The sequence below is a fragment of the Streptomyces sp. JHA26 genome (assembly GCF_002005565.1).
Classification (GTDB): domain Bacteria; phylum Actinomycetota; class Actinomycetes; order Streptomycetales; family Streptomycetaceae; genus Streptomyces.
In genome coordinates, this window is the sequence record NZ_BDJC01000022.1 from 77,010 (window position 1) to 91,725 (window position 14,716).

The 14,716-nt window shown below is 73.1% G+C and carries 16 protein-coding genes and 2 tRNA genes; 3 read left to right on the forward strand and 15 right to left on the reverse strand.

Annotated elements, in window-relative coordinates:
• Nucleotides 1-77 precede the first annotated feature (77 nt).
• Nucleotides 78-1,358 (forward strand): hypothetical protein, encoded by a 1,281-nt coding sequence (locus tag JHAT_RS15865; RefSeq protein WP_077798825.1) that lies wholly within the window; start codon nucleotides 78-80, stop codon nucleotides 1,356-1,358.
• Complete coding sequence (locus tag JHAT_RS15870) at nucleotides 1,355-2,968, forward strand: NADH-quinone oxidoreductase subunit NuoF family protein (protein ID WP_171990910.1); 1,614 nt, start codon at nucleotides 1,355-1,357, stop codon at nucleotides 2,966-2,968. Before JHAT_RS15865 ends, JHAT_RS15870 begins: the two co-directional genes overlap by 4 nt.
• Before the next feature lie 55 nt (nucleotides 2,969-3,023).
• On the opposite strand, the gene JHAT_RS15875 is transcribed toward JHAT_RS15870, so the two are convergent.
• The 10 genes from JHAT_RS15875 to JHAT_RS15915 all read right to left on the reverse strand — a co-directional run bounded on the left by JHAT_RS15875 (nucleotide 3,024) and on the right by JHAT_RS15915 (nucleotide 8,216).
• Nucleotides 3,024-3,096, reverse strand: a tRNA-Ala gene (locus JHAT_RS15875).
• A gap of 114 nt (nucleotides 3,097-3,210) precedes the next feature.
• Entirely contained in the window at nucleotides 3,211-3,444 is a 234-nt protein-coding gene (locus tag JHAT_RS15880) for a hypothetical protein (protein WP_003976229.1), read from the reverse strand.
• Between the two features lie 3 nt (nucleotides 3,445-3,447).
• Nucleotides 3,448-3,621, reverse strand: a complete 174-nt coding sequence (locus tag JHAT_RS33900; protein ID WP_107481938.1) for a hypothetical protein — start codon at nucleotides 3,619-3,621, stop codon at nucleotides 3,448-3,450.
• 202 nt (nucleotides 3,622-3,823) lie between these two features.
• A tRNA-Ala gene (locus JHAT_RS15885) sits at nucleotides 3,824-3,896 on the reverse strand.
• Nucleotides 3,897-4,017: 121 nt separating this feature from the next.
• Nucleotides 4,018-4,689, reverse strand: a complete 672-nt coding sequence (locus JHAT_RS15890) for a histidine phosphatase family protein (protein WP_077798826.1) — start codon at nucleotides 4,687-4,689, stop codon at nucleotides 4,018-4,020.
• Nucleotides 4,686-5,132 carry a ribosome silencing factor gene (gene rsfS, locus JHAT_RS15895; protein WP_077798827.1) on the reverse strand — a complete coding sequence of 149 codons (447 nt, stop codon included), beginning with the start codon at nucleotides 5,130-5,132 and terminating at the stop codon, nucleotides 4,686-4,688. The genes JHAT_RS15890 and rsfS overlap by 4 nt, the downstream gene beginning before the upstream one ends.
• Before the next feature lie 97 nt (nucleotides 5,133-5,229).
• Nucleotides 5,230-6,993 carry an LCP family protein gene (locus JHAT_RS15900; protein ID WP_077798828.1) on the reverse strand — a complete coding sequence of 588 codons (1,764 nt, stop codon included), beginning with the start codon at nucleotides 6,991-6,993 and terminating at the stop codon, nucleotides 5,230-5,232.
• Nucleotides 6,994-7,009: 16 nt separating this feature from the next.
• Entirely contained in the window at nucleotides 7,010-7,696 is a 687-nt protein-coding gene (nadD, locus tag JHAT_RS15905; RefSeq protein WP_077798829.1) for a nicotinate-nucleotide adenylyltransferase, read from the reverse strand.
• Nucleotides 7,697-7,746: 50 nt separating this feature from the next.
• Nucleotides 7,747-7,911: a hypothetical protein gene (locus JHAT_RS34645; protein WP_077798830.1), complete on the reverse strand. Its 165-nt coding sequence runs from the start codon at nucleotides 7,909-7,911 to the stop codon at nucleotides 7,747-7,749.
• Nucleotides 7,912-8,054: 143 nt separating this feature from the next.
• The gene (locus tag JHAT_RS15915) at nucleotides 8,055-8,216 is read right to left on the reverse strand and encodes a hypothetical protein (RefSeq protein ID WP_171990911.1); all 162 of its coding nucleotides are present in this window, start codon (nucleotides 8,214-8,216) and stop codon (nucleotides 8,055-8,057) included.
• A gap of 142 nt (nucleotides 8,217-8,358) precedes the next feature.
• Between JHAT_RS15915 and JHAT_RS15920 the strand changes: the two genes are divergently transcribed.
• Nucleotides 8,359-9,504: a M48 family metallopeptidase gene (locus JHAT_RS15920; protein WP_077798832.1), complete on the forward strand. Its 1,146-nt coding sequence runs from the start codon at nucleotides 8,359-8,361 to the stop codon at nucleotides 9,502-9,504.
• A gap of 39 nt (nucleotides 9,505-9,543) precedes the next feature.
• Here the strand turns inward: JHAT_RS15920 and JHAT_RS15925 are convergent, their stop codons facing one another.
• The 5 genes from JHAT_RS15925 to proB all read right to left on the reverse strand — a co-directional run bounded on the left by JHAT_RS15925 (nucleotide 9,544) and on the right by proB (nucleotide 14,561).
• Nucleotides 9,544-10,611: a hypothetical protein gene (locus JHAT_RS15925; protein ID WP_077798833.1), complete on the reverse strand. Its 1,068-nt coding sequence runs from the start codon at nucleotides 10,609-10,611 to the stop codon at nucleotides 9,544-9,546.
• Nucleotides 10,612-10,696: 85 nt separating this feature from the next.
• Nucleotides 10,697-11,266, reverse strand: a complete 570-nt coding sequence (locus JHAT_RS15930; RefSeq protein ID WP_171990912.1) for a hypothetical protein — start codon at nucleotides 11,264-11,266, stop codon at nucleotides 10,697-10,699.
• 101 nt (nucleotides 11,267-11,367) lie between these two features.
• Entirely contained in the window at nucleotides 11,368-12,654 is a 1,287-nt protein-coding gene (locus JHAT_RS15935; RefSeq protein ID WP_077798834.1) for a glutamate-5-semialdehyde dehydrogenase, read from the reverse strand.
• 152 nt (nucleotides 12,655-12,806) lie between these two features.
• Nucleotides 12,807-13,322 carry a hypothetical protein gene (locus JHAT_RS15940; protein WP_077798853.1) on the reverse strand — a complete coding sequence of 172 codons (516 nt, stop codon included), beginning with the start codon at nucleotides 13,320-13,322 and terminating at the stop codon, nucleotides 12,807-12,809.
• 135 nt (nucleotides 13,323-13,457) lie between these two features.
• A complete protein-coding gene (gene proB, locus JHAT_RS15945) occupies nucleotides 13,458-14,561 on the reverse strand; it encodes a glutamate 5-kinase (protein ID WP_171990914.1) in 1,104 nt (367 codons plus the stop codon).
• Nucleotides 14,562-14,716 lie beyond the last annotated feature (155 nt).

Sequence of the window (14,716 nt, forward strand, 5' to 3'; positions counted from 1 at the left end):
TACGACCCCCGCGGTGACAGTCCGTGCGACGGTCCGTCCCCTTCCGTCGCCTCCGTGACGCGCGGAGGTGTGCCGCGGTGACGAACGACAGCACGGTGGACGACACCTTCGCCCAGTTCCTGAACTTCGGCGCCGGCGTCCTCTCCCTCGTCTTCCTGAGCTGCTCGGTGATCTGGGGACTGGTCGCCCAGGACCGGATCGTCCTCGACACGCGCCGGCGGATCCTGGCCCAGGCGGTGCACCGGAGCACCGCCGTCGCCTCGATCGTGTTCCTCCTGATCCACATCGCGGTCAAGCTGGCGCTGGACCACACCACGTGGGTCGCCGCGGTGATCCCCTTCGGGCTCCTGGCGACGGAGGACGAGGCGTTCGGCGGCCGGGCCGTCCTGATCGGCCTCGGCACCCTGGCCAGCATGCTCATGATCTTCGTGGGCGTCACCGGCGCCCTGCGCAACCGCTTCGCCTCCCCCGCCCCGGTGGCCGCCCGCTGGCGGGCCATGCACATGCTGGCCTACCCGGCCTGGTGCGCCGCGCTGCTGCACGGGCTCTACGCGGGCCGTGCCGCGAAGCCGGTCTTCATGGTCCTGTACGGCCTCTCCCTGCTCGGCGTCATGGCCGCCCTGGCGCTGCGCGCGGCCCCCCGCCCGGTCAAGCGCCGCATCGCCGACAGGATCACCGGGTTCCTCGACGCGGAGGGCCGGACGGCCCGTGAGGAGCCGGCGGAGGTCCGGAGCCGGGCGACGGCCGGCGCCGCACTGCCGGGCCACGAGCGCCGCGAGGCCTCCGCACCGCGCACGCCGTCCCCGTCCGCACCGCTGTACGAGACCGCGGAACGCCTCGCTCCGCCGCCCCAGGAGCCACCGAGCGGCTTCGCGGCCGCCTACCGTGCCGTCTCCGGCTCCCCCCGGGCGCGGCAGCGGTCCCTGGCCGCCGAGCGGAGCGCGCCGGCCGGCCTGTCGCCGGACCCGCGGCCCACCGAGGTGCTGCCCCTCGCCGACACCGGCGCCGGCGTCCCGGGCGGCTGGCCGGTCCCGTCGCCGCCCCCGGTCGGCGAGGCGCCCCCGTCGGCCTACGACCCGCTCCAGGACACCGGGTACACCATCCCGGCCTACGACCCGCTCCAGGACACCGGGTACACCGTCCCGGCCTACGGCGGCCCGGGCGTCCCCGGCCCCGCCGGGAGTGACGTGTACGACACCGGTGAGACGAACGGCCCCCACGGCACGTACTACCCGCACGACACGTACAACAGCGGTCCCGCCACTGAACCAACCCCCGGTGCGTCCCCCAGGTCCCGCGACTTCGACGCACCGGGTTCGGGCGAACCTTGGAACACGCCTTCCGGAGGCTCTTGGTGAACGAGGCCCTGCCCGACGTCCCCGAAGTCCGCGTGGTCGGTCTTCCCCAGCTCACGTCGGGCTTCGACCTTGTCGAAAGACTGGATCTGCCCATGCACCTCAAGGTGCACGGGCCGCTCGAACCGCTGGGCGGCGAACAGCTCGCCCAGCTCGCCGAACGCATCAACCTCAGGGGCCGCGGCGGCGCGGGCTTCCCCTTCCACAAGAAGCTGCGCTCGGTCGCCGAATCGGCGATCAGGCGCGGTGTGCGGCCGGTCGTCGTCGTCAACGGCAGCGAGGACGAACCGGCCTGCCGCAAGGACACGGTGCTGATCAACCGTGCCCCGCACCTGATCCTGGACGGCGCGCTGCTGTGCGCCGAGGCCATGGGCGCCCGCACCCTCGTCATCGGGGTGACCCGGGAGTCCACCCAGCGCTCCATGGAGGCCGCCCTCGCCGAACGCGGCCTGAACAACGGACGCCGCTCCGCCCTGCGCGCCCGCGTGCAGCGCAATCCGGTGCGGATGGTCACCGGCGCCGCGGCCTCGCTGATCCGCTCCATCGACGGCGGCCCGGCGATCCCGCCCGGCCGCAAGGTCAGCGCGTCGAAGAGCGGGGTCGGCGGCGCACCGACCCTGCTGTCCAACGCCGAGACCTTCGCCCAGCTGGCGATCGCCGCCCGCATCGGCCCGGAGCGCTACGGCAACACCGGCCTGTACGACGAGCCGGGCACCGTCATGCTCACGGTCTCCGGCGCGGTGGCCCGCCCGATGGTGATCGAGGTGCCCACCGGGGTGCCGCTGCGCTACGTCCTCCAGCTGGCCGGCGCCCCGCCGGTGCCGCAGGGCGTGCTGACCGGCGGCTACCACGGCAAGTGGATCGACGCGGCGACCGTCGACGAGGCGATCGTCTCCCGCGACTCGCTCCAGCAGGTGGGCGGCTCGCTCGGCGCGGGCGCGATCCTGCCCATCGGCCAGGGCACCTGCCCGCTGGGCGAGTCGTTGCGGGTGGCGCAGTGGCTGGCCCAGGAGAGCGCGGGCCAGTGCGGCCCCTGCTACCTCGGCCTGCCGGCCGCGGCGCGCGGCATGGAGGACATCCTGAACGGCGGCGGTCCGGCCGCCCTGGAGGCGCTCAAGCAGGTCGCCAGGAACGTCAAGCGGCGCGGCGCCTGCTCGCACCCGGACGGTTCGGCGATGTTCCTGGAGTCGACCGTCAAGGCGTTCACGGACGACCTCGCCGCCCACGTCCTCGGCAACGGCTGCGGGCGGCCCGTGGAGGGCGTCCTGCCGCTCTTCGAGGGCGGCGCGTCCCCGACGGGCGTCCCGGGCGGCGGCGGGGAGGAGAACGGCCCCAGCCGCCAGAAGATCTACGTCGACTGGACGCTGTGCCGGGGCCACGGCCTGTGCGCGGACATCCTCCCGGAGGTCTTCGAGCTCGGCGCCGACGGTTTCCCGACGGTGGCGCAGGCGGACGTGCCGCGTTTCGCGGAGGCCAAGGCGGTGCGCGCGGTGCGCCGCTGCCCGGCGCTCGCCCTGCGCATCGAGGAGGACACCCGCGGGCAGGCGCCGTCCTCGCGCACCAACCTGCCGGTCCTCTCCCAGGGCCGGGGCCGCCGGGCGCTGGGGCGCTGATCGGGAGCCGGACACGAAGAAACCCCCCGGATCGGTGATCCGGGGGGTTTTCCTGTGGAGCTAAGGAGAATTGAACTCCTGACCTCCTGCATGCCATGCAGGCGCTCTACCAACTGAGCTATAGCCCCTTGTTCCTGCTGTTCCGCCCGGTTTCCCCGGCGGCGACGCCAACATTACACGGTCCACCGGGCCCAACACCAAATCGTTTCCGCTTTGCCCGTTTCGCCCTTGTGTGACAGCCGTTACGCCGTCACGAACGAGTAGAACCGCTTGAGCGTGCAGTGCTCCTCCAGGAGCCGGCCGTAGATCGGTTCGCCCTCGAGTTCGCGGTACGTCTCGATGGGGTCGCCCTTTATGATCAGCGCCCGCGCGCACTCCTCGCACCAGTACTGGTAGTCCGGGTTGACCGGCTCCATGTCCCGCACGATCGGGGTGCCGCTGCCGCACCAGTCGCACTTCCGCCTGTGTGCACCCATCGGTCAGCTCCGGCTGTGGCCGCAGGCCGTGCACACGGAGGAGACGCCGCCGCCGTCACCGAGGACCTGGGCGACGTGCGCGGAACCGCAGGAGGGGCAGCCGAGGCGGGTGGCCGTGCTCCGTGTCACCGCTCCACCGAGGAGGTGACCGACCTCCTCGAGGATGCTCGCAGGCATCGCCACTCCCTCCCGTCGGGCCGCGGTCCCCTTCCGGCCGTTTGATTCTGCCACGACCGGGCCAATACGGTCAGCGACGCCTCGGTACCGGTCCGGACACGGAGCCTCACCGAGGTATACGCCCGTGGGGGCGGGACTGCTCAAGCGCGGAACGACGAAAAATCCCGCCCCCCCGAGGGGGACGGGATTGATCCGTGGGCTGTGGAGCTAAGGAGAATTGAACTCCTGACCTCCTGCATGCCATGCAGGCGCTCTACCAACTGAGCTATAGCCCCTTGCGGCCACCCGGCGAGGCCGTGTGGTGTTTCGCTCCGCTCGGCGGGGCGAACAAGAAGAACTTTAGCCTGCGACCTGCCGGAAAGTGAAATCCGGGTCCCGGGCCCGGTCGCGGGCGGCTCAGTCGTCGTCGCCGAGCACCGGTTCCGGCAGCGTGCCGGCGTTGTGCTCCAGCAGGCGCCAGCCGCGGACGCCCTCGCCCAGGACGGACCAGCAGCAGTTGGTCAGGCCGCCGAGGCTCTCCCAGGTGTGCGGCTCCAGCCCGATGAGGCGCCCGATGGTGGTGCGGATGGTGCCGCCGTGGCTGACCACGACGAGGGTGCCGTCCTCGGGGAGCTTCTCGACGTGCCGGAGCACCACGGGGGCGGCGCGGTCGGCCACCTCGGTCTCCAGCTCGCCGCCGCCGCGGCGGACCGGCTCGCCGCGCTTCCACGCCGCGTACTCCTCGCCGTACCGGGCGATGATCTCCTCGTGCGTCAGGCCCTGCCAGACGCCCGCGTAGGTCTCCCGCAGGCCCTCCTCCAGCGTCACCTCGAGGCCGGTGAGCGCGGCCAGCTCGGCGGCCGTGCTCGCGGCCCGGCCGAGGTCGGACGCGATGATCGCGTCGGGCCCCAGGCCGACCAGCAGCCGGGCGGCGCGGCGGGCCTGGGCGACGCCGGTCTCGGTGAGCTCGACGTCCGTGGAGCCCTGGAAGCGGCGCTCCACGTTCCACGCGGTCTGGCCGTGCCGCCACAGGATGATGCGCCTGCCGCGGCCCTGCCTCCCGGACGTCACCTCGCCGGTGGCGCTCATCGCCAGTCCCCGTCGGTCTCCGTCGCCTCCTCGGCGGCCTGGAGCCTGGCGTGCTCCTCCGCCTTGCCGCGGGTCTCCTTGGCGTCGGCGGGCAGCTCCAGCTCGGGGCAGTCCTTCCACAGGCGCTCCAGGGCGTAGAAGACGCGCTCCTCGCTGTGCTGGACGTGGACGACGATGTCGACGTAGTCGAGCAGGATCCAGCGCGCGTCGCGGTCGCCCTCGCGGCGGACCGGCTTGGCGCCGAGTTCCTTGTTCAGCCGCTCCTCGATCTCGTCGACGATCGACTTGACCTGGCGGTCGTTGGGGGCGGAGGCCAGCAGGAAGGCGTCCGTGATCGACAGCACGTCGCTGACGTCGTAGGCGATGATGTCGTGCGCGAGCTTGTCGGCTGCCGCCTGCGCTGCGGTGTTGATGAGTTCGATGGAGCGGTCGGTCGCGGTCACTGCCTGGCTTTCGGGTCGGCGGTCGGTTGACCTCAAGGGTCTCACGACCGCCGACGGTGCCCCACGGGATAACGCCGGTGGCCCCGGACGACAGGCCCTAGGTCGCCGGCTCGTAGTCCTGGCCGAGGACCACCGAGACGTCGGCGTTCGCCGCGACCTTGCCCTGGGTGACGGACCCGTCGGGCAGGCCCAGGGTCCTGGCCACCTGGACGGCGTCCTCCTTGTCGGCGGCCTCCGCGTACAGGACCTGCGACGTGGTCTCGGTGCCGGAGGCGGTGCCGCCCTCCAGGAAGGTGAAGCCGCCGTTGAGGAGGGCGACGCGGGCCTTGCCGGTGCGGTCCTCGACGCCGGTGGCGTTGCGGACGGCGACGCTGACGGCCGCGTCCTCGTCGGGGCTCTTGGCGGTGCCGCCCAGGACGTCCTTGACAACCTTGTCGCCGGTCTCGGCGCTGAGCCGGCCGTCGCTCCCGACGGGCAGCAGCGTGGTCCTGAAGTCGCCGCCCTTGGCGAGCTCGGAGAGTCCGGCGAGGAAGGAGCCGAGGTCGCTCTCGGTCAGCGGCGGGTCGAGGACCAGGCCGAGCGTCTGGACCGTGGTCGTCGCGCCCTGCGGGTCGGAGGACGTCTTGCGCAGCACGCCCTGCAGGACCTGTCCGAACCGCTGGAGCTGGGCGTCGGCGGACTCCCCCGCGCCGCGGTGGGTGGCGTAGGCGACGGCCATCTTGCCGCCGAGGGTCTGCTTCGCGCCCTTGTGCACCAGGGGTGCGGCGCCCTTGTCCTTGGCGGCCGGGTCGGGCACGTCGGCGTCGGTGTCGACCTCGATGCCGCCGACCAGGTCCACGAGGATCTGCAGGAACGGGGTGTCCAGCCGCCAGCTGCCCTCGATGTCGGTGCCGAGGGCCGAGTCGAGCGCGGTCCGGGTGGCCTCGGGGCCGTCGTCGTCGACCGACCGGGCGAGCGTGGTGGGGGTGCCGTCGTCGCCGGTCAGCGCCAGCGAGTTGGGCAGCAGTACGGCGGTGCCCCGCTTCGTGGTGGTGTTATTGACGAGCAGCGCGGTGGATGTGCCGCCGCCCGCGGTGTCGTGCAGGTGGACGGCGATCACGTCGCGTTTCTGGGCGCCCGTCGCCGTCGTACCGCCCGTCCCGGAGTCCGACGAGGACAGGCCGGGCAGCTTTCCGGCGTACCAGAGGTAGCCGACGCCGCCGACGGCGACGAGGGCCAGGACGACGGCCAGGGCGACGACGCGCGTGCGGGCGCGGCGCCGGGCCTCCTCGCGGCGCTCGGTGCGGTTCTCGGTGAACTTGAGCCAGTCGATGACGTCCTCGGAGTCGTCGGTGGGCTCCTCGACGAAGGCGAACTGCTCGGTCCTGTACTCCCGCTCCGGTTCGTCGGCCGCCGCCGGCTCCGGTTCGCCGGGCGGGCCGGCCTGCTGCGGGATGTGGGCGGTCTGCTCGGCGACGAGCGGTGGCCGGTCGCTCGTCGCGGTCCGGCCGTACGGGTCGTACGACGCCTGCGGGGCGTGGCCGGCCTCGGGGGCGTACGGCTGCCGCCCGGCGTCCTGGCCGCCCTGGTCGGTATAGGGGTCGTACGGCGTGGCGGTCTGCTCGGCGCCGGTGGCGTACGGGTCGTGGCCGTGACTCTGCCCGTACGGCTCCTGCTGCCCGTACGGCTGTTGGGCGTACGGCTCCTGCCCGTACGGCTGCTGGGCGTACGGCTCCTGCTGCTGGGCGTAGGGGTCGTACGGCTGTTGCCGGTCCGGGGCCTGGGCCTGGCGGTAGACCGGCCGGCCGTACTCGTCGTAGCCGACGAGCTCGTACGGGTCGGACCCGCCGCTGCCGTACCCCGTGTCGTATGGGTCGTTCACCGGTGCCCCTCTCGGCTCAGTCGCCGCGGTACAGCTGGCGCTTGTCGATGTAGCGCACGACTCCGTCGGGCACCAGGTACCAGACGGGATCGCCCTTGGCGACTCTCGCACGGCAGTCGGTGGAGGAGATGGCGAGGGCGGGGACCTCGACGAGCGAGACACCGCCCTTGGGGAGCCCGGCGTCCGTCAGGGTGTGCCCGGGCCGGGTGACGCCGATGAAGTGCGCGAGGGAGAACAGCTCCTCGCTGTCGCGCCAGGTGAGGATCTGGGCGAGGGCGTCGGCGCCGGTGATGAAGAACAGGTCCGTGTCCGGGTTGAGCGCGCGCAGGTCGCGCAGGGTGTCCACGGTGTAGGTGGGACCGCCGCGGTCGATGTCGATGCGGCTGACCGAGAACTGCGGGTTCTCGACGGTGGCGACGACCGTCATCAGGTACCGGTCCTCGGCCGCGGAGACCGTGCGGTGGCTCTTCTGCCAGGGCTGCCCGGTGGGCACGAACACCACCTCGTCGAGGTGGAACTGCGCGGCGACCTCACTGGCCGCGACGAGGTGCCCGTGGTGGATCGGGTCGAAGGTGCCGCCCATGACACCCAGGCGGCGCCTGCCCGATCGCGCCGGACCGTTGCCCGGGGCGGGCAACGAGCGGTTCTGTGTGCCCCTCGCCGCGTCGCGCGCCGGACCGGTGGGCATGTCCTGCTCTCCCATGCGTGCAGACCCTACCGGCCCGGTCCGGGGCCGAAGATCCCCCCTCGCGCTCAGCGGTCGCGGTTGAAGCGCGTGGTGATCCACAGCAGGAACAGCAGGATGAACAGCGCGGCGCCACCGGTGAGGTAGGGGCTGAGGCTCTCGTGGTTGCCGCCGTGCCCCTCGCCCTCGGCAGCGAGAGTGGCCAACTGGGCAGCGGTGCTGTGGAAGCTCATCTTCGGCAGGACCTATCAGGTGTGGGCGGGATAAGGACGTCGCGGCTCATCGTATGCGGGCGTCCCGCGGACGATCACCCCGACTCCGCCGTTGGGGACGGCCGCGGTCCCGGCGGCCGTGCCGCGGGAACCTTCCGGCCGCCTCAGTCGTCCTTCCGCTTGTACCCCCGCAGCAGGAACCACGCGGTCAGCACACAGCCCAGCACCATCACGATCAGGATGACCCGGAGCAGATTGCCCGCCCCTTGCTGCTCGGCCGCGGTCGCCGCCCCGGCGAGCCAGGCGGTGTGGGGGGTGTGCTCCATGACGGTGACTCCTTCGCTGTACTGCCCGTCCACGGTATCTCCGCCTAGGCTGGGCCCGGCTCCGGGGACGCAAAGGGTCGCGCAAGGGTTGGCAAAGGGCCTTTCCCGCACAGGGGCCATACACACGCACATGGGGGAAGACATGTCCGACGGCCACCAGCACAACGGGCGGGAGAAGGCGCCGAGCAGGCAGCGCAGGCGCTTTCCGGGGATCTCCTCGCGCGCGTACGAGCATCCGGCCGACCGCAGTGCCCTGGTGGCGTTGCGGAAGCTGAGCGGTTTCGACACGGTGTTCAAGGCCCTGAGCGGTCTGCTGCCCGAGCGGAGCCTGCGGCTGCTGTTCCTGTCCGACTCCGTGCGCGTCTCGGACCGGCAGTTCGCGCATCTGAACGACATGCTGCGGGACGCCTGCTACATCCTGGACCTGGAGAAGGTCCCGCCGATGTACGTCAACCAGGACCCGAACCCCAACGCGATGTGCATCGGCCTGGACGAGCCGATCATCGTGGTGACCACGGGGCTCGTGGAGCTGCTGGACGAGGAGGAGATGCGGGCGGTCGTCGGGCACGAGGTCGGGCACGCGCTGTCCGGCCACGCGGTGTACCGGACGATCCTGCTCTTCCTGACGTCCCTGGCCGTCCGGGTCGCCTGGATCCCGCTGGGCAACATGGCGATCATGGCGGTCGTGACCGCGCTGCGCGAGTGGTTCCGCAAGTCGGAGCTGTCGGCCGACCGCGCGGGGCTGCTGGTCGGCCAGGACCTGCAGGCGTCCATGCGGGGCCTGATGAAGATCGCGGGCGGGAACCACCTGCACGAGATGAACGTGGACGCGTTCCTGGAGCAGGCCGACGAGTACGAGGCCGGGGGCGACCTGCGCGACTCCGTGCTGAAGATCCTGAACGTGCTGCCCCGCTCGCACCCGTTCGCCGCGGTGCGGGCCGCCGAGCTGAAGAAGTGGGAGGCCTCCCGGGACCACCAGCGGATCATGGACGGCCACTACCCGCGGCGCGAGGAGGACAAGGACGCCTCGGTCCGGGACTCCTTCCGCGAGTCGGCGTCCAGCTACGCCACCCATGTGCGCAGCTCCAAGGATCCGCTGATGAAGCTGGTGAACGACATCGCGGGCGGCGCCGGCGACCTGGGCGACCGGATGCGGCGCGGCTTCGGCGGCTTCACGTCCTCGCCGAGGCCGTCCGGGGGCGCGGGCGGCACGGGCGGCACGGGCGGCTCCGAGGGGTCGGGCGGCGCGCAGGCGCCGGACGACCGTCCGCCGCGCGACGACGCCTGAGTCCGCGCCCGGCTCCTCCGCGGCCGGGCGCCCCGCCGCTCACACCGACGGCTGGGCGCCCCTCGCCAGGGTGCCGCACACGGCCGGGGCGCTGCCGGTGGAGTACGGGTCGGTGCCGGCGGGGCCACCGTCCTTGGCCGTCCGGCCGGCGAGCAGCGGGCGCAGGTGGTTCGCCGAGTCCTCGGCGCAGGACAGCGGTCCGGCCTGCACGGAGGAGGTCACGAGCTGTGTCTGGTGCAGGCGCAGGTCGTCCCGGTCGAAGCGGAAGCGCAGCTCGCGCCGGACGGTGAACAGCGACGCCTCGGCCCGCGCGTCACCGGCGGGCCGCAGCGGGTAGACGAGGACGTGGTCGGCGGTGACCTCGAGGGTGGAGGCGTCGCTCTCCACCACCGTCAGACTGCCCCGCACCTTGATCTCGTCACCGGTGGGCCGGGCCCGCGCGGGGTCGAAGCGCACCAGCCACCCGGTGGGCGCGTGCCGGCCGTCGGCCGCGGGGTGGGCGAAGCTCTCGTCGAACTGGGCGAGCTGGTCGGGGTCGAGCAGCACCCGCACCGAGCGGACGTCGCGGCCGGTGAGCACCTCCGGGTCGAGCGCCGAGCGGACGATGTAGTCCTTGGCGGTGATCAGCGCGTTCATCACCTGGTCGTCCGAGAAGTGCGCGGTGTGCCGGACGCCCGGCAGGGGGATGCCCTCGGCCCCGGCCGCGAAGTGCGCGGCGGGACTGTGCGCGTACAGGTACGCGGGGTCGTCGGCGCCGGGGACCTCGCCCCGGGGGACGAGCGGGACGACGCTCATCCGCGCCTGGTCGGGCTGCGGACGTGCGGCGGGGCTCTGGTACGGGTGCCGTACGCCCATGTAGATCGCGGTGCCGAAGGCGAGGGCGATCAGCACGAAGAGGAGCAGCACCTGTCGGGACAGGCCCCGGCGCGTCGGCGGGCGCCGGCGTACGGCCGGGGCGTGGTCGGCGATGCGTTCCCGGGCGGAGAACTCCTGGAGGCGGGCAGCGCGGACGAACGACTCGTCGAAGACGACGGATCGGTACTCGTCCTCCCCGCCTCCGGGGACGCCCTCGGGTGTCCCTCCGGGCGGGTCGCCAACCCCTGCCATACCTTCAGGGTAGGTCCGGGGAGAGTCGCGTAAACGCGCTGGCGCAGGTCAAGTTGGGACAGGTTCGGACCACCGGACCGGCAGGTCAGGGGCTGCGCGGGATCACCGGGACCGGGGGCCCGGAGTAGTCGGCGGAGGCCGAGGGGGTCACCGTTCCGCCCTGCTCCCGCCCCGTCGAGGCGGGCGGCGGTGCCTGCTGCGGGCCGCTGCCGGAGGAGGTGCCCCGGTAGACCGCCGCGAAGGCCAGCGCGACCATGCCGACGCCCATCACCAGGGCGAGCACCCAGGCGACGGGCCGGTGCCAGCGGACCTGCTTGCCACAGGCCGGCGGGGCGCCGTAGGGGCGGTCGAGGAGGTCGCGGTCGTCGTCCGGGTCGTCGAGGTCGGGATCATGGCCGAAATCGCCGTACCCGTCGTCGTAGCGCTCGGCTCGGGAGCGGCCGCGGCGCGCCGCTTCGGCCTCGGTGGCCTCGGCTCTGGCCTGCGCGGCCGCCAGGAGGCGTTCGACGGCGGTCGGCTCGTGCACCGCGGCCGCCTGTACGAAGGCCTCGTCGAGGACCACGGAGGCGAACTCTTCGTCCGACACCCCGTGGTCGTGTTCGTCGTCGGGCTCCCAGCCGTCAGGGAACGGCCTACCCCCCACGTCCTCCGGCACGGGTCCAGCGTAGACCTGGGGGGTCGATTTGGGCAGACGGCGGGGAAATTCATCCGGTGGGTGAGATGCCCCGTTCGGATCAGTGGTGCCCGGCACGCGCCTCAGCGTCGCACGTGTCCGTCGCCGGTGACGATGTACTTGGTGCTGGTCAGCTCCGGCAGGCCCATCGGGCCGCGGGCGTGCAGCTTCTGGGTGGAGATGCCGATCTCGGCGCCGAAGCCGAACTGGCCGCCGTCGGTGAACCGGGTGGAGGCGTTCACGGCGACGGTGGTGGAGTCGACCAACTGGGTGAAGCGGCGGGCGGCCTGCTGCGAGGTCGTCACGATGGCCTCGGTGTGGCCGGAGGTCCACAGCCGGATGTGCTCGACGGCCTTGTCGAGGGAGTCCACGACCGCCGCGGCGATGTCGTACGACAGGTACTCCGTCTCCCAGTCCTCCGGCGTGGCCGCCACCACGGTCGCCTTGGTGTCCTGGGCGTGCGCCATGACCCGCTCGTCGGCGTGCACGGTGACGCCGGCCTCGGCGAGGGCGTCCAGGGCGCGGGGCAGGAACTCGGCGGCGATGTCCTGGTGGACGAGGAGGGTCTCGGCGGCGTTGCAGACGCTGACGCGGTGCGCCTTGGAGTTGATCAGGATGTCGACGGCCGTGTCGAGGTCGGCCTGCGCGTCGACGTAGACGTGGCAGTTGCCGGTGCCGGTCTCGATGACCGGGACGGTGGACTCCTGGACGACCGTGTTGATCAGCGAGGCGCCGCCGCGCGGGATGAGCACGTCGACCAGGCCGCGGGCGCGCATCAGCTCGCGCACGCTCTCGCGGCTCTCGCCCGGCACGAGCTGCACGGCGTCGGCCGGCAGCCCGGCCCCGCCGACGGCGTCGCGGACGACCCGGACCAGGGCGGTGTTCGACCGGTACGCGGAGGAGGAGCCGCGCAGCAGGACGGCGTTGCCGGACTTCAGGCACAGGGCGGCGGCGTCGACCGTGACGTTGGGCCGGCCCTCGTAGATGATGCCGACCACGCCGAGCGGCACCCGGACCTGGCGCAGGTCGATGCCGTTGGGGAGGGTGGAGCCGCGTACGACCTCGCCGACCGGGTCGGGCAGCGCGACGACGTCGCGGACGTCGGAGGCGATGGCGCGGACCCGCTCCGGGGTCAGCGTGAGCCGGTCGACGATGGCCTCGCTGGTCCCGGCCGCGCGGGCCTTGGCCACGTCCTGGGCGTTGGCCTCCACGATCTCGCTCGTACGGACCTCCAGCGCGTCCGCGACGGCGAGCAGCGCGTCGTCCTTCGCGGCCCGCGGCAGCGGCGCGAGGTCGGCCGCGGCGGCCTTGGCCCGGTAGGCGGCCCGGGTGACCGGGGACATCGAGTCGTACGGCGAGAGCGTGGTCATGAGGGGAAGCGTAGTGGGCCGGACGAGGCCGTTCGCCGCTCGTCCCACACCGCGAGACATGCGCCGGGCGGGGCCGAAAGGGGGCGGACCGGAGAGGTCCGGGAGAAGGGAGGGACGGGAGGAGGGGCCCTGGAAGGGCTGGGAGAGGGGGCCTAGAAGGGGTGGACGCCGACCGGGGTCGCGGGCGCGGGGCCGTATCCCGCGGCGATGCGCTGGTGGTAGGTCGCGCGGTCGATGACCTCCAGGCCGACGATCTCCCAGGGCGGCAGTCCCGCGGTCTGCCGGTGCTCGCCCCACAGGCGCAGGGCCACGGCGGCGGCGTCGTGCAGGTCGCGGGCCTCCTCCCAGTACCGGATCTCCGCGTGGTCGTCGGCGTACCGGCTGGTCAGCAGGAAGGGGTGGTCGTGGGCGAGCTGCTCCAGGGCGCGGCGCACCTCGGGGAGCGGGGCGCGGGCGCCGGAGACGCTGAGGGTGACGTGCCACAGGCGCGGCGTGTGGGCCGGTTCCTCGCCCCGGAAGCGGTCGCCGGCCGCGACGCTCGTCAGGGCGCGTTCCTCGCCGCCCGCGCGGGCGCCGCCGCGGGCCCCGGTGGCGCCGCGCGGTCCGGTACCGCCCCGGGAGCCGGTACCACCGCGGGACGCCGCCGTCCCAGGGCGCACTCCGCTCACGACGGCCTCCTTCACGCACACGGCTGGGCCCGGTGGTCGGCCGGGCCTGTCCCTGAGGAAAGTTGAGCAGGCCGCGGGAGATCCCGTGCCGGTTTTACGGAACGTCCACCACCGATTCGGGGACGTTTCGGCCTATTACGGGTGCAGGATCACCAGATCGTCCCTGTGTACGACCTCGCGTTCGTACTCCGGTCCGAGCTCGCGCGCCAGCTCCCGGGTGGAGCGGCCGATCAGCCGCGGGATCTCCTTGGCGTCGAAGCCGACGAGCCCCCGGGCCACCGCGCGCCCCTCGCCGTCCCGCAGTTCCACGGGGTCGCCCGCGGCGAACTCGCCCTCGACCCCGGCGATGCCGGCCGGGAGCAGCGACTTGCGGCCCTCGACGACCGCGCGCACCGCCCCGGCGTCGAGCACGAGCGCGCCGCGCGGGGCGGAGGCGTGCTGGAGCCACAGCAGACGGTCGGTGGAGCGCTTGCCGGTGGCGTGGAAGTAGGTGCCGGTGTCGCCGCCGGCCAGGGCGTCGGCGGCGTGGACGGCGCTGGTCAGCACGACGGGGATGCCGGCGGCGGCGGCGATCCGGGCCGCCTCGACCTTGGTGACCATGCCGCCGGTGCCGACCCCGGCCCTGCCGGCGCTGCCGATCTCGACGTGCGCGAGGTCGGCCGGGCCGCGCACCTCCGCTATCCGGGAGGTGCCCGGCCTGCTCGGGTCGCCGTCGTAGACGCCGTCGACGTCGGACAGCAGCACCAGCAGGTCGGCGCGGACGAGGTGGGCGACGAGGGCGGCGAGGCGGTCGTTGTCGCCGAAGCGGATCTCGTCGGTGGCGACGGTGTCGTTCTCGTTGACGACCGGGAAGGCGCCCATCGCGAGGAGCTTGTCGAGGGTGCGGGAGGCGTTGCGGTGCTGGGAGCGGCGGCTCATGTCGTCGGACGTCAGGAGCACCTGGCCGACCCGGACGCCGTAGCGGGCGAAGGAGGCGGTGTAGCGGGCCACCAGCAGGCCCTGGCCGACGCTGGCGGCGGCCTGCTGCCGGGCCAGGTCCCTCGGGCGGCGGTGCAGGCCGAGGGGGGCGAGGCCGGCGGCGATGGCGCCGGAGGAGACGAGGACGACCTCCTTGTCGGCGCCCCGCACCTTGGCGAGGACGTCGACGAGCGCGTCGACGCGGTCGGCGTCCAGGCCCCCGGCCGCGGTGGTCAACGACGAGGAACCGACCTTGACGACGATCCTGCGGGCCTCGCCCACGGCTTGCCTTGCCCCTGCCACTGTGCCGTCTGCCCTCTCGCGTCGACGCGCGCCGGTGTCTGCGCTCACCAGGCAATCTACGCGAACGGCGCCGTTCGCCGCGGAGCGCGTCCAGGCTGCGGACAAGGAGCGCGGCCGTCGGGTACCCCGTCGCC

Coding starts and splice junctions, on each gene's coding strand:
- JHAT_RS15880 (WP_003976229.1), bottom strand. CDS start 3,444: ATGGGTGCACACAGGCGGAAGTGCGACTGGTGCGGCAGCGGCACCCCG.
- JHAT_RS33900 (WP_107481938.1), bottom strand. CDS start 3,621: ATGCCTGCGAGCATCCTCGAGGAGGTCGGTCACCTCCTCGGTGGAGCG.
- JHAT_RS15890 (WP_077798826.1), bottom strand. CDS start 4,689: ATGAGCGCCACCGGCGAGGTGACGTCCGGGAGGCAGGGCCGCGGCAGG.
- nadD (WP_077798829.1), bottom strand. CDS start 7,696: ATGGGAGAGCAGGACATGCCCACCGGTCCGGCGCGCGACGCGGCGAGG.
- JHAT_RS34645 (WP_077798830.1), bottom strand. CDS start 7,911: ATGAGCTTCCACAGCACCGCTGCCCAGTTGGCCACTCTCGCTGCCGAG.
- JHAT_RS15915 (WP_171990911.1), bottom strand. CDS start 8,216: ATGGAGCACACCCCCCACACCGCCTGGCTCGCCGGGGCGGCGACCGCG.
- JHAT_RS15920 (WP_077798832.1), top strand. CDS start 8,359: ATGTCCGACGGCCACCAGCACAACGGGCGGGAGAAGGCGCCGAGCAGG.
- JHAT_RS15925 (WP_077798833.1), bottom strand. CDS start 10,611: ATGGCAGGGGTTGGCGACCCGCCCGGAGGGACACCCGAGGGCGTCCCC.
- JHAT_RS15935 (WP_077798834.1), bottom strand. CDS start 12,654: ATGACCACGCTCTCGCCGTACGACTCGATGTCCCCGGTCACCCGGGCC.